The 13,919-nt window shown below is 37.5% G+C and carries 9 protein-coding genes; 5 read left to right on the top strand and 4 right to left on the bottom strand.

Features of this window, described 5'->3' with window-relative positions:
• The first annotated feature begins 258 nt into the window (after window positions 1-258).
• Together BLP44_RS04800 and BLP44_RS04790 are read left to right on the top strand one after the other, a co-directional pair.
• On the top strand, window positions 259-1,845 hold the full coding sequence (locus BLP44_RS04800; protein ID WP_091130006.1) for a reverse transcriptase/maturase family protein: 1,587 nt from the start codon (window positions 259-261) through the stop codon (window positions 1,843-1,845).
• Between the two features lie 768 nt (window positions 1,846-2,613).
• Entirely contained in the window at window positions 2,614-3,978 is a 1,365-nt protein-coding gene (locus BLP44_RS04790; protein ID WP_091131333.1) for a hypothetical protein, read from the top strand.
• A 431-nt stretch (window positions 3,979-4,409) separates the two neighbouring features.
• On the opposite strand, the gene BLP44_RS04785 is transcribed toward BLP44_RS04790, so the two are convergent.
• On the bottom strand, window positions 4,410-4,733 hold the full coding sequence (locus tag BLP44_RS04785) for a DUF6965 family protein (protein WP_091129998.1): 324 nt from the start codon (window positions 4,731-4,733) through the stop codon (window positions 4,410-4,412).
• Between the two features lie 270 nt (window positions 4,734-5,003).
• Here BLP44_RS04785 and BLP44_RS04780 point away from each other — a divergent pair, with 270 nt between their 5' ends.
• A complete protein-coding gene (locus tag BLP44_RS04780) occupies window positions 5,004-5,816 on the top strand; it encodes a hypothetical protein (RefSeq protein WP_139159172.1) in 813 nt (270 codons plus the stop codon).
• 45 nt (window positions 5,817-5,861) lie between these two features.
• Here BLP44_RS04780 and BLP44_RS04775 read toward each other — a convergent pair whose 3' ends face one another.
• From BLP44_RS04775 to BLP44_RS04765, 3 genes are all read right to left on the bottom strand, one after another.
• The gene (locus BLP44_RS04775; protein ID WP_008462833.1) at window positions 5,862-6,146 is read right to left on the bottom strand and encodes a hypothetical protein; all 285 of its coding nucleotides are present in this window, start codon (window positions 6,144-6,146) and stop codon (window positions 5,862-5,864) included.
• Entirely contained in the window at window positions 6,146-7,135 is a 990-nt protein-coding gene (locus BLP44_RS04770; protein WP_139159171.1) for a hypothetical protein, read from the bottom strand. Before BLP44_RS04770 ends, BLP44_RS04775 begins: the two co-directional genes overlap by 1 nt.
• A 61-nt stretch (window positions 7,136-7,196) precedes the next feature.
• Window positions 7,197-7,622, bottom strand: a complete 426-nt coding sequence (locus tag BLP44_RS04765; RefSeq protein WP_244511670.1) for a hypothetical protein — start codon at window positions 7,620-7,622, stop codon at window positions 7,197-7,199.
• 70 nt (window positions 7,623-7,692) lie between these two features.
• On the opposite strand from BLP44_RS04765, the gene BLP44_RS04760 reads away from it, so the two are divergent.
• A complete protein-coding gene (locus BLP44_RS04760) occupies window positions 7,693-8,496 on the top strand; it encodes a TraM recognition domain-containing protein (RefSeq protein ID WP_244511669.1) in 804 nt (267 codons plus the stop codon).
• Between the two features lie 148 nt (window positions 8,497-8,644).
• Window positions 8,645-13,888 carry an ATP-binding protein gene (locus BLP44_RS04755; protein WP_091129982.1) on the top strand — a complete coding sequence of 1,748 codons (5,244 nt, stop codon included), beginning with the start codon at window positions 8,645-8,647 and terminating at the stop codon, window positions 13,886-13,888.
• The last annotated feature ends 31 nt before the right edge of the window (window positions 13,889-13,919 follow it).

Raw genomic sequence — 13,919 nt, 5'->3', positions numbered from 1 at the left:
ATTTCTGCAAGGTTTCAAGGCACACAAAAGCAGTTCAGTCAGACTGCCGGTAATCTTGGAAAGGTTGGAATTAAAAAAGCCAATCTGAAGTGCTGAGAACACAATTCTATCAGCCAATGTGAGGATTAAGGCATGAATGGGTGTAAACCCCAAGACGATGGAAATCGGTCGTCTGCCAAGCAATGTTTAACATTGTACATCAGCAGGTAAGGTTAATGACTGATACTGCTTTCCTGCTGGTGTCCCTATAAAAAAATAATGAATCAAACACTACTTTTTAATGAGGATTTATGGGAGCGTTATGTGGCGAAGACTGCCGAAAGCCAGGAGAGTTTTGAACTGAAAACGTATCCACACCTAGATCCTTATTTTAATTTTTTTAAAAACAGCAGTGACATCAAAAAGCTTGTGTCAAATAGAGTGCTTATGGAAAAGCATTCTTTTCTTCCTTTTGTAAAAATACTAACCAAAACACCGAGATTCAGATTTCAGGAAAACGAAAAAATGTATGGTCTGGAAACTAAAATAAGACCCATCGCTTTCGCTTCCCATTTCGACTCTTATATTTATGGTTTTTATTCTTTTGCTTTGACCGAAAAGTACCAAGAGTATGTACATGAGAAAGGTTTTAGTGAATGCGTGCTGGCCTACAGGTCTGATCTTGACGGGAAATGTAATATACAGTTTGCAAAAGAAGCATTTGAAGCTGTGAGAAAAAAGGCCTCAGCTAATGGTCACTGCACTGCGATTGCACTTGATATTACCGGTTATTTTGATAATATTGACCACACGATTTTAAAAGACAAATGGTGTAAAACATTAAACATTCAGGAGCTGGCAAAGGACCAGTATAAAATTTTCAGATCTCTTACAAAATACAGCTACATAAACCGAGACAGTATCTTGAAGCATTTTAAAATAGATTTAAAAACAGCACCTCACTGGAACTCGCTTCTAGATCTCATACCTGACGATGCAGCCGGCCCAACTTTCAACAATAAGTTTGATCTGCTCCGAAAAAGAAATCTTTTGACGGTCAATCTTCCTAAAATTTCGCAAGGAGGAGAGAAAAGTTTCCGGGGAATACCTCAAGGCTCGCCTATGAGCGCATTGCTGTCAAATATTTACTTGATTGATTTTGATGAAAAGATATTTAATCTCAGTATCGAGCTGGACTTTACATACAGGCGCTACTGCGATGATCTTTTAATAATCTGTGACTCTGAAAAGGCAGCGCAAATCAATGAAATTGTTCTAAAGGAAATAGCTGCCTATAAACTGGTTATTCAGACAAAAAAAACTGAAATAATCCATTTCAGGCCTGCATTATCCGGAAAAATCAGAGGATTTAACCAGAAGAAAATTGAAAAATTTTCACCAGTTTTCACTTCGCAGAATGAGCAGCAGTATTATAAGAATCTACAGTATCTCGGTTTTGAGTTTAATGGAGTCTCGATTTATATCAGGCCAGGAAGCCTTTCCCGCTATTTCAGGAAAATGAAGGGCAGGATTGTAAAGACTGTTATGATGGCCTACAGCGATAAATCAAAGAGGGATAAAATACTCAAAAAGCAGATATTTGAAAGATACTCGCATTTGGGAAAAAGGAATTTTCTTTCTTATGCGGTAAAGGCCTCAAAGAAGCGTTATTATTCTAAATCAATTAAAGCCTATCGCGAAGGGATGGATTCCAAATCTATCAGAAAACAGCTCTCTGCACATTTTGCAATTCTGGAAAAGGAGATTTTAATGAAATCTTTCACACAACACGAGTATAAGGAATATATATACACCAAAAAAAAAGAACAGGGACGAAGAGTGAGCAGAAAAAGAATGAAGTATTGAATTTTATCAGATCCATGGGAGTTACACCAATTTTTTGCTTCGGTCGAGCAGATTGTTTTTGCATTAGTTAGACTTTCGAAAGGGTTGGATAGTTAGTTATGTTTTTTTTGTCTTTAGTTTTCTCCTTTTTTTGTGATTGTTTTTAGTTTTTTTAAGATTTTTATTAAGCATGATTTTGGCCGGTGTGTATTCAATTCTTGGAAAATGAAATTAATTAACATGTTTATGTGGAAGGCAGCATTAAGGAATATGATGATTTTATTTTTGAAAAAATGATCGTCAGCGCCAATCCGCACATGCCGCTAAAGCTAAAGAAGGAGAAATAAAAAATCATCATATTTTTTATACCATGAGATATGCAGTTTTTATTAAAACCCTGCGAGATTTAACAAACAGCCCATTTCTTTCAAAAGATATTCAGGATGTAGCAGTACAAATTGCGTCAAATATAACAATGCATATCCATTATAATTTTTGTAAGTTATTAAGCAAGCTTATTGACGATATTTATAAAGCATATAATGATCATAAAAAACAGCGGATTATGAGCTTTTTACAGAAACATTTCGTTACAGCACCTTATGGCATGTATTTGAATTAGTACGTAAGAAGCAGAGGATTATCTGCTTCTAAAAGAAAAAAATAGAAAGCATTTAATGATTGATGAAAACTGGTAAATCATTTTAAGCTAAATGATATGATGAAATGAAGGCTGAGATTTTCATAATTTTTATATTAAAGATCAATCATAAAAAAAAGGTCATATCTATGGGAAGTGTTACATATAATTTTTTGGCAGATAGCTTATTCTTTCATGAGAATAGTATTGAAAATAATTTTGTTAAGGAAACTGATGAAAGAATCGAAAGGGAATTGCAAGATTACAGGAAGCATTGCATTGATAATTATGACCAATTAATTAAAGAAATTGTCGAACGGGATTCTTTCTTAAAAGTTTTTTCGTCGTCAGACGAAATCCCTCTCAGACTGCTTAAGCAGACATCGCTATATATAGATCAATTTATTATTAAAGATCCCCTGTTTTCTTTGACAGATTTTCAGTCAGAAATAAGCAATGTAACTGGGAAATATCTGGGATACAAAAATGATGGGATAATTAATAGAAATAGTCTTAAAAAGGCATCATTGCATTTAAAGGAGATAACGCCTATGGTTGCAGGTAATTATATAAAGATCTTTCCTCTAAGTTATCATTTTGAAGCGCCTAAACAGATTCCGCTAAAAATGCCTGTTGATTACTATAATGGGGTTCTTCCTAAAGAAATTATGGATTTTTTCTGGGATAATGTTTCTGTCCGTTCAATGGAAAAATTTAAATCCGGTGATGGTTGGCAGGTTATGGAGAAACTGTACCCTTGCAGAAGCATTGTGGTCGATTTTAAGGAAACGAATTTCAAGTCAAGCATGATTTATCATTTGTTTCAGACGGAAGTGCTAAGCATGGATGAAACAACAGGCACAGTTACTTTTAGTCATATGTTGCCTGACTCAGCACCCGAAATAGATCATTTTAACGCTTGGGTTGCACAGTCAATAAATTCAACATCTAAAAATTTTTTCGATGGGATTTTTAAAGAAAATTTTATTTCCTCTAATCTCAATTCAACTTATTTATGCGATAATGATTTTACAAGTAAATTAATATCTCAGAACTACAGTGTAAAGGAAACAATTCAGACCGAAACAGCCAATAGAATAATCAATTTTGACTTGCCATTTCTTGATAACATTGATATAGAGAAGCTGATGAATGTCAGGGAAATGGATTCAGGAGTCTTTACAAACTTTCGAATTGAACTTGAAAAACATTTCAGAGAATTAAGGACAATAAGCGATCCAAAAATTATCCAGCAAAAGACAGAAAACATTTTTCATGAGTTAAATGATGTGCAGGTTCAGAAAATTAAGCAAAAAATAAATCATATCAATAAGCAGGTTTTTGTTAACTCGTTGGTTGGAATTGGTGGTTTGGCAGGCGGTTTTTCAACAGGTGGCTTTAGTTTGCTGGCAACAGCTTTAGCTTTAGGGAAGGGGTATAAGGATTATCAAGATTATAAGGAAAAAGTAAAAGAAAATCCATCATATTTATTATGGAAAATCAAAAAAAAATAAATTTCTATTCATATCAATGATTTTGTAAATAAAATAATAACTCTTATGTAACAATAAACCATGAAAATTGACTTTGGTAAGAATAAAAAATTTTTAGAAAACTTAAATCCTGTAAATTGTGTTTTCTGACAAAGAAATCGTATGGATATACTATTTGAAATATAATTATTTTTAGAGGGCTGTATAGTAAAAATTTCGTATACAGTTTCGAACCTAAACTCGTCAGTACTTTATTTTGCTGAGTTTTTAGATTCCTAAAATTGTAAGTGCCACGATTTTGCCACAAAACTCAGATCACTCATATTTAATGCATCATTGAGTTCTAAAAGTTTCAAACCTAAACAGCCCTGCCGATGAAAAGCAGGGCTGTCGTTTTATAATAAAGCAGGTGAATTTTCGTGTCTTTTTTAGACGGCTGTTTCGGCTTCCGCTTAGGAAATTTCTTCGCTGATTGCTGCGTCCGAATTGTGCTGTACAGGGGGCTGTTCTTCCGCAATTTCCCCAGAAGCATTTTCTTCCGATTGATTTCCTTCTGCAGCGGCCGTCTGCTGGGAGGTTTTCTTCATCAGGATATAAAAATCCCTCAGATGCCACCATGCAGGACAGCGGTCCATAGGACCGTTGAAGTTCCTGATTCCGATATAGCAGCTCTTTAAAAACTGCTGGGTATCGGAGATGTATGCCCACTGGGTCCATTTCACTTCCTTGGGCGGGGGATTGTTTTCAAAATGGCGTTTGATGTCTTCGTAATTCATGCCGCAAAATTAGCGGATTAATTCCGGATTTACGAGGCTTTTTGGCACATTCAATTCGGCTCTATTAGAGAAGGTCTTTAAGAATATGATACTGCAGAATTTTTTTGCGTTTCATGGCAAAGAAATGGTATTAAAAAATATTATTTTTAGCTTTATATTATTTTTTAGGAGCTTTTCCCGCTATCCGCTTCAATATTTTACGCCGAACCCCGGCGTAAAAGGATACCGCTATTATCGGGGCTAATACTAAATTGTCAAATTATTCTATATATGAAAACAATGGAGGATTACAGAGCCCTGCAGATCTCCAGTTTGGAGTTGATGAAGAGCTGCACATGCATAATCATGACCGATACCTCAAATTATAAGGCGCATGGAACTGGCGTATTTGTTCATATAGGCGGGCACTATTTTCTTGTGTCGGAGGCCCATGTTCTGGAAAGGCATGGTGAGTTTTTTATCTTCCTTTCTCAGGAATATGAAATAATAAAGCCCGGCGGAGATACCTACATCAACCGTACCGAAGATCGGGAAAAGGATACAATTGATATAGCGGTTCTTCGTTTGGATGCGGACTGCCTGCCGCATATCCTGCGTTCCTATAGTTTTCTGCAGGCTGAGGATCTGGCCATCAATCATATATTCCAAAATGAAGAATTTTACACCTTTCTCGGATACCCTGCAACGAGGGCAAAAGTCCTCTATAAAACCGATATTTTCGATGTGACTACGTTTTTCCATTTCACAGCCCCTCTGCATAGTGAGAAATATGCAGGGTTTGGCAGTAATCCGCATGTGAATGTTATGGTGGCCTACAATAAAAAGTCAGCCTATGACAGCCGAAAAGGCACTTTCGGCACAGGGCCGGATCTATACGGCATCAGCGGCTGTGGGCTATGGTTTACAGATCCTTTAGATTTGAAAACGGGAATAATAAGGCCTAAACTGGTGGCAATAATGACCGACTGGTCCATAAAAAACCGAAATATAATAATAGGAACCCGGATCGATGTGGTGACAGGTATGATAAAGAAGTTTCTGGATATTGATTTTCCGGATTCAAGCATTGTAACTGTCAGCTGAATTTTAGATCTAGTTTTTGCAGCCCAAAATATAGCAGCTCCACTTTTAAACAAGAAAATAAATGACGCTTTTCTGGTTTCTATTTTTTTTAGGGACGTAGTTAATGTAGCCGTATTCATTTAAATCCTTTATGCACCTATGATACGTGACAGGACCGGTTATTTTGGCTATTTTCATAATTTCATGCCTATAGGCTTTGATAGGATTGATGTTGCCTTCATTTGCCCTGAATTGAAGCAGTGCCGCAAAAATTCCAATATGGGTAATGCTGATGCGCTGATCTTTTTCTATTGATCTAAAGAATTCCGTTAAAGGATTTAACTGTTCCATCACTGCTGTATTTTACATTTTATTCCTCTTTGCACAGATTGTTTCGGTAATGTTTCTGTTTCTTTTTTTGATGAAGTGATTTCAGCTTTCCTTAAATGCTGGTCATAGATATTCAATGATCTAAACTGCGGATTGGCTTCTATATAAACCTGATTTTCTCTTCCATTTTTAATCAGCACAGCAGAGACTCTGTCCCCCTGCCTTAAAGTATTTTTCAGTTTCTCCATTTCATACTGGCTGGATATCTCTTTTAAAGGAATGGCCTTTAAAGTCTTTTCTAAATCATAAGCATATTCATTTCGAAATTCTTTTAAGTGATAATTGCCCGAAGCATCTCTATCATTAAAGTCGAGCTGGAACCATGAGTGGTTATGCTCTACACAACGGCCTGACAATAAATTATAGACTTCATTCAGCTTAAAATCGTTTTCCAGACCATTTTTAAAGTAATATTCCCTGCTGTTCCCTGGAGCAGAATTATTTTGCAGGCTGCTTTTAAATCCATCAAGTTCAAAATGGCCTTCAGCATTTTTTGAAAACGAAAGGGTATGATTGATTTTTTCCTTTTCATTAATGTAGTAGGATAGAGGCACGGTGAAATTTTCCTGTTCTTTGTCGATAAGATTTTTAATTTTTTCGGATAAATCAGGAAAGCCGATATTCTGCACTTTCTCGTTAAGCAAATTGAAGTTTGTCTCGTGTTTTTTTGCGTCACTGCGAAGTGAAAGCTGATTCTGTGAGCTTGTGATTATATTTCTAAGGATACGTGAAATTGGATTTGGATACAATTGTTTTGACATCCTTCGGATTTCCATTTTAAGGATTCGAAGCGTATGCTGCTCCTCAATATTTTTTGAATATCTGTATTTCGCTCTGATTCTGTCGAACTGCCGCAGTTTCTCAGCCAATAAAGATCTGTTTTCAGCCGGAGTAATTGAAAACAGCGTATTGAAACGTTCCTCTCTTGCTTTCCATTGGCTGAATTCCATTTCTACTCTATTTAAGGGAAACTGCGGGTTCATCATCTAAACTTTAATTATTTTAAAATCTCTAAACGGAATTAGACTGCTGTTTTCTTTTTTTTGGTTTGTTCGCTGAAGGGGTTTCACTGTTCTGGTCAGCGGTCTCAGACTGTTTTTTGTCAGATTGCTTTTCTGAAGTTTTTTCTCCTTCAGTTTTTTTTTCTTCTTTGCTTTCTCGATGATTGATGCGCTGGAGGTTTCCGTCATATACATTAAGAGTCTTGAACTGCGGATTTGCTTCCACGAACATTTTGCTCTCGACGCCACCCACAACAAAAGTCACAGACTGAAGATTTCCTTTTTTAAGGGAATTCAAAAGATCTTCCTTATACTGGGGCGTATTGAGTTCTTTTATGGAGTGCTTCTCAAGGCTGGCTTCCAGATCATAGCCGTAATTCTGATGATAGTGGCTGATCTTAAAATTCCCGGCACTGTCTGTCTGTTTAAAATCCAATTTTAACCGTGCTTACCTAAGGGAGGCAAATGACCAGCTGGAGGGGCAGATTGGCACAGCTAAAATTGCTATGGCACGTTTGTCATCTCCGCAGTTGTATTACGTGTTGTCAGGGAATGATTTCACGTTGGACATCAACAATCCCGAAGATCCCAAGATTGTCTGCATGGGAAACAACCCGCAGAAAATACAGATTTACGGAGCTGTATTATCTCTGTATGTCAACAGGCTGGTGAAGCTGGTAAACAAAAAAGGGAAAATGAAATCCAGCCTGATTTTTGATGAATTCCCCACTATATATCTTAATAATATGGACAGCCTGATTGCTACAGCAAGAAGCAATAAGGTGGCAACGTGTCTTGGGATTCAGGACTTCAGCCAGCTCCGTAAGGACTATGGACGGGAACAGGCGGATGTTATTATGAATATTGTCGGAAATATTATCAGCGGACAGGTTACAGGAGACACTTCCAAGCAATTGTCCGAGCGCTTCGGCAAAATTCTGCAGGATAGGGAGAGTCTTTCGATCAACAGCAGCGATACGTCAGTGAGCCGTTCCAAACAGTTGGAATCGGCAGTTCCTCCTTCTAAAATTTCAGCACTTAGTTCGGGAGAATTTGTGGGCATGGTGGCCGATAATCCCGATTGTAAAATTGAACTGAAGACTTTTCACAGCGAGATTATTAATAATCATGATTCTTTGAGAAAAGAAGAAGAAAGTTTTAAAGAAATCCCGCCGGTCCGCAAAATTGATGAGTTTATGATTCAACGGAATTATCTGCAGATTAAACAGGACGTGCAGGATATCATTAATTCAGAAATGGAACGTCTTTTGAACGATCCCGCATATGCTTATCTAGTTTTGAAAAAATAGTGTGAAATTTTATTTATTTGTCTGTCTTTATCTGCTATAAAATTATAAAGCTTCTAGTTTTTAGAGGCGTTAATGTGTTGGTTTTATTTTTGACGGGTTTCAATAAAAAAAAAATTAACTTTGAGATTCCTGTAAAACTTTTGCAATAATGTCAGATAAAAAAAATGGAATGCGAAATGTTGCCACTCCAAAACAAACCGGCGGCGGAGGCTTTACTTTTGAGGATAAAGTAACTGCATGGTTTTGTTCGCATTTTTTAGGCAATACATTGCCTTTTAATAAAGAGGTAGGAAAGATAATCCGAATGGATTTTCAGGTTAGACCAGAAGGCTGGCTTTTTGATGATCTTTTGCTTACTTTAAAGAATAAAGAAGAAGAGAAATGTAGAATAGCAATATCGGTTAAAAGCAATGTGCAGTTTAACACAACAGGTCCTTCTGACGATTTAAAAAACGATTTGTGGAATCAGTTTGTAGGTGAGCCCAAAAGAGTTTTTGATCCCTCAAAGGACTACCTCTGTATTGTAAATTCAACTATTCCAGCGTCAATTTCAGAAGATTTAAAAGCTTTGCTTGCTGCCGCAAGTAGTATGGATCCAAAAGTTTTTCTTCATAGGATTACTTCAGAAGACGGAGGATTTTCCCAAACAAAAAAACAATTGTTTGACAGCTTCCAATGCCCTGCCGCTATTGCATCAGCACATAAAATTATTGCATTAGATACAGTAAAGCTTCTTAGCAGGATATTCTTGTTCGAGTTTGATTTTCAGAATACAAATTCATCAGATGAGAATTTGATCATAAAAATGCTGGCAGATATACTCTTGCAGCCAGATGGCATAAAAGAACTGGATATGTATTACTCAATGTGTAATATTGGACGTGAATACGCGCCAGTCTCGGGATATTTAGACTACACTAAACTGCTCAATAGATTTGGAATAAATTATGAGCTTAAAGCTTTCCCGAATCATAAAAACGATTGGTCCAAAATTCATGCTCAAAGTAGCCTGCTTGCGGGCCTAATTCAGGATTCCATTGGAGGAAAACTCAAGTTGGATAGGACTATTGAACTTAATAATCTGAAAAAATGCATAGATGATAATCAGGTTGTTTTCGTTCTTGGCAAATCAGGTTTTGGAAAATCAGTTCTTGTCAAGGATATGATCAGACGGGTATCGGCTGTTGAGAATAATTTCATATGGATAGATGCGCAATGTTTAAATCATGGAGGGCTGTCTCAATATTTCGGCTTGCAGCACAGCATTACGCAACTATTCGAATATTCTAAGAAAACATGCTCTTATCTGATAATTGATGGTATTGACCGTTTCTTTAGAGAAGAAGACCTAAAACAGCTGCATGAGATTCTCAGTAAAGCAGTTGTTCTGGATTCTGGATGGAAAGTTATCTTCACCTGCCAGAGTGATGATTACAGTGAAGTGATTGAACGATTGTACAGAATTAATATACCTTTGAAATCAGAGAGCTACATTGTAGATCTGAATATTTCAAATCATCTAGCTGCAATTTATAAAGAAATTCCGCAGCTCTCGGATTTGTTCAAGCATGCTCATCTTCATGCTGTTCTGAATAATTTAAAATATCTGGATCTTCTAGCATTTAAGCTATTGTCTGGGAAAACCGTGCCTGAGAATGGCTTTTTAGGGGAAACAACAATTATAGATTGGATTTGGAAGGAGGAATTCGACAGCACTGGCTCTAGATTTATGCAGGAGTATGCAGCAAAGCAGGCTCAGATGTTTTCTGCATCCGTTCCTGCAACAGATTTTAGCATCTCAGAATTAATTCCGCTTGAAAAATTGAAAAGCGGTAAGAAGATTTATGAAAATGATGACAAATTATATCTTACTCATGATCTTTTAGGGGATTGGGCGAGATATAAGATTTTGCGTTCGAGAGATGCCAATCTGAAGCCTTATCTGCTTTCTTTAGAGCTAGGCTCTCCTTTGTGGCGTAAGGCAATTCGTCTTTATGGCATTTATCTGCTGGAGAAGAATGACGAGGGCAATTCTTGGAAAATATTAATGCGATCATTGTCCGAGCATGAGCCTGGCGAAAAAATAGTGCAGGATCTCCTGCTTGAATCGATCTTTTTTTCATCGGATACATACAAATATCTGACGCTGGTCTACGATGTGATGAAAGAAGATGAAGGGAAACTTTTTAATCGTTTTATAGGCCAGTTTTTGATCAAGGCAACCGTGCCTAACCGGAATGTTATGGATTATGCAAAAAAGCAGGGAAAGCTTACTGCAGCCGAAGCAGCGTCTTATCACAGAATTCCTGATTTTTTATACTGGCCCGGTTTAATCGAGTTCTTGTATGAGCATAAAGAAGAGGCTATTGAAATTACAGGGAAAAAACTGGCAGTCCTCTGCTCAATGTGGCTTGATTATACCGAACTGGGCTTTCCTTTTCGAAAAGAAGTCGCAGCAATTGCTCTTGAAAACGCTCATCGCATGTTCAGCTTTAAGTTTAATGGAGGCTATATAAGCGGTGATTCCGACCAGTTTGTTTTTAAGGCATTTTTGGCGGGCGTCAATGAATATCCCAAAGAAGTAAGCGAACTTGCGCTCAAGTTATGCAAAAGGATAAAATCTGAAAGGCTGCCTAAAGAAAAGAAGGAAAATGAGATTATAGTAAATCCTGTAAAATCGTTTATTTCAGCTGCTAAAATCAGGAATGAAACGCAATGGCCCGACGGGCCATATGAACGTGTGGATGATGCTTTTGCAAAAATTTGCCTGAATGAACATGCTTTGAATCCTTTGATTGCCCTGCTGCCGCAAAAAGCAATGGAGATTACGCTTGCCTTACTGATTGAAAGACCGAAGGAAGTCTCTTTCGCATTTACTTCCTCACATTACAATTTAGATATAAACGACCCAAGAGGCTGGTTTCCTCCATTTTACAATAGAGGACCCTTTGCTGCCTTTTTTAGATGCCATCCTTTTATAGGAGTTGAGCTGGTGGTAAAGTTTGTCAATTTTGCCACCAAGCAGTGGACAAATGATTTTGCTCATAAAAAAATAACTATACCCGCAATTGAAGTGAGTTATGAAAGTAAGCCGAGGTATTTTACGGGAAATGAATCGGTTTACTACTGGTTTCGAGATACTGCTGGTGCACCGCACTCAGTTGTAAGTGCTTTGCAGGCGCTTGAAAAATTCCTTATTGATCAATCAGATAAATCGAATGATATTGGACCTTTTGTAGATTTTATTCTGAAACAAGGGACATCTGCAGCTTTATTGGGAGTTTTAAATTCAGTGGGAAAATATGATCCCAAACACTATTTGAAATCTTTGAATGCTCTGCTTCCTGTAGCCGATTTTTATTTTCTGGAAAAGGACCTCGATTTCGGCGGAGGCGGAATTGAAGGCTACCAAATGACAGGGGCTTATCGCTTTGATCCGAGAACGTGGGAGCTTGCAAAGGAATGGCACAATATGCCTCAACGGAGAATGTCAATGGGAGCAGTGTGTAGAACCCTGTTTATGGATAATGAGAAATTAAGGGAGCAGTATACGGAAATAACTGCTGAATGGACAGTTTTGCTAGGCCGTATAGATAATAGACGCACTTCTGATTATCTGAAGCGTCTTATTTCTTTTTTTGATTTCAGCAACTATTTTAAGCAGGAAACAGAAAGTGGCCATAGTTGGGCTTATAAAGAGCCGGAAGCGCTTAGCCGGCAATTAGAGTCCGCTAGATCGGATGCTGAGCTGGGGCTTGACCTATTTGCTTATCCATTCCAATGTCTGGAGGCTATTAAAAATGGAAGGAAGTTAGATCTGGCAGAATGTGAAGGGCTGTGGCAAAGCGTCTTAAGTATTGATGAGACTGAGGAAGAGTATCTATATATCTCCTATGGAGGCAGGCACCAATGTGTACTCGCGGGATGCGCCTTTCTTTTTGAAAATAAAGAGATATGGATTGCACATTATCCCGAAATAAAAGAATGGACAATCACTTTTATAGAGAAAGCCTTAAAGAATTATCAGCCTCTTCCCAATTCTTTTTATCAGACTGATATGGAAGATTCTTGGAGCTCATTTGCTTCGAGGATTTTAGCATCGGTCTGGAGTGAAGACTTAAATAATAAACAGGTACGGACCTTGATTGCAGAGCTGGTTTTGAAATGTCCTTTTGATAATTTGAGCATATTGTTCAATGAGACTGCAAAATACGTTTCATGGTCCGAATCTGACTTTGTCCAGCTGCAGAACCTTGTTGTGCTTGTTGCATTGGGCAGAGATAAGGATTACAGCGCCAAGCTCCCAAATTATGGCATTGAAAGACCGGCTATTGAGCAGAAACCTTTTGACTTTAATAAAATTGCGGAAGAAATTATTCAAGATTTTATCTGTAGCAGGATCGAAAGCAAACTCATTGACTGGTCGCAATTAAGGGAGATAAAATCAAAAAATAATGGCAGTTGGGATTTTAATGATCAAAATTTTGAAAAAAGACCCGGCATCAACAAGGTTATGCTGCATCATGCATTTGTTGTAGCGCCAGACTTGGAAGGCCTTTCACAAGAAGACCGTCGGCATCTCTGCCAGCTCTGGAGACAAATGCTGGAACAGATGCTGTTCGAACGCGGACAGATTCAAGAAAATTTCTCCCATAGAAGTGAATATCCAGATGAATTTGATATATGGATTCTTGGTAGAATTTCCAGGATAGTTCTGGATATAGAGGAAGGGGACAATCTTATCGGTGAAGAATTGTGGAAGCCGTTTTTTGAGTATGGTCCACAGATGGCCGAATGGATTGTTGTATTTATCGAAAACTATTTCATCAAGAATATTGAGCGTGAGGATAAAAAGAATGTTTTTTACAAGTGCTGGATTTCCATGATTGAATTTGCTGAAAGCTGTGAAACTTGGAAGAGGGACCGTTATTATTCAGGAAAAGACATAAATCAGGCACTCTTAAGCATTAACGAAACTATGATCAATTGGTGGAATAACGATAAGTATGCTTTCTTTTACGACAAGGCTATTTTGGAAGTCATCAAATGGGGGCAGAAAAACAGGTTTGATCAGGATGTAGTTTACAGAATATTATTGCTTTTGAAAACCACACCAGGACTTAATTTTATCAAAGAGGGGTTGGATATTGTAAACAGGTATCTTGCTTTGAGCAGAATTGGGGATAAAATAGGGCCGCCGAAAGAATATGTAAAGAGAGAATTTAAGTATGAACATTCCTTGGCAGGAACAGCCAGTTTTCTATGGGAGAACTGCTCCAGCCAGATTAAAGCGGATAATGAAGTGCTGAAAGGGTTTAAAGAAATTGTAACGTATCTGGTGTCAAGGCAGAATCCTATTGGGCTGGAGTTACAGGAACGAATATTGCTATAGTGTTAATCTTCTTGCTAAGGAAAATCGATCC

It is taken from the genome of Flavobacterium anhuiense (assembly GCF_900101855.1).
GTDB lineage: Bacteria > Bacteroidota > Bacteroidia > Flavobacteriales > Flavobacteriaceae > Flavobacterium > Flavobacterium anhuiense.
The sequence above is the reverse complement of the archived record's forward strand: the minus strand, read 5'-3'. Positions and strand labels throughout refer to the sequence as shown.

Coding starts and splice junctions, on each gene's coding strand:
- BLP44_RS04785 (WP_091129998.1), bottom strand. CDS start 4,733: ATGAATTACGAAGACATCAAACGCCATTTTGAAAACAATCCCCCGCCC.
- BLP44_RS04790 (WP_091131333.1), top strand. CDS start 2,614: ATGGGAAGTGTTACATATAATTTTTTGGCAGATAGCTTATTCTTTCAT.
- BLP44_RS04775 (WP_008462833.1), bottom strand. CDS start 6,146: ATGGAACAGTTAAATCCTTTAACGGAATTCTTTAGATCAATAGAAAAA.
- BLP44_RS04800 (WP_091130006.1), top strand. CDS start 259: ATGAATCAAACACTACTTTTTAATGAGGATTTATGGGAGCGTTATGTG.
- BLP44_RS04755 (WP_091129982.1), top strand. CDS start 8,645: ATGTCAGATAAAAAAAATGGAATGCGAAATGTTGCCACTCCAAAACAA.
- BLP44_RS04780 (WP_139159172.1), top strand. CDS start 5,004: ATGAAAACAATGGAGGATTACAGAGCCCTGCAGATCTCCAGTTTGGAG.
- BLP44_RS04760 (WP_244511669.1), top strand. CDS start 7,693: ATGGCACGTTTGTCATCTCCGCAGTTGTATTACGTGTTGTCAGGGAAT.
- BLP44_RS04770 (WP_139159171.1), bottom strand. CDS start 7,135: ATGGAATTCAGCCAATGGAAAGCAAGAGAGGAACGTTTCAATACGCTG.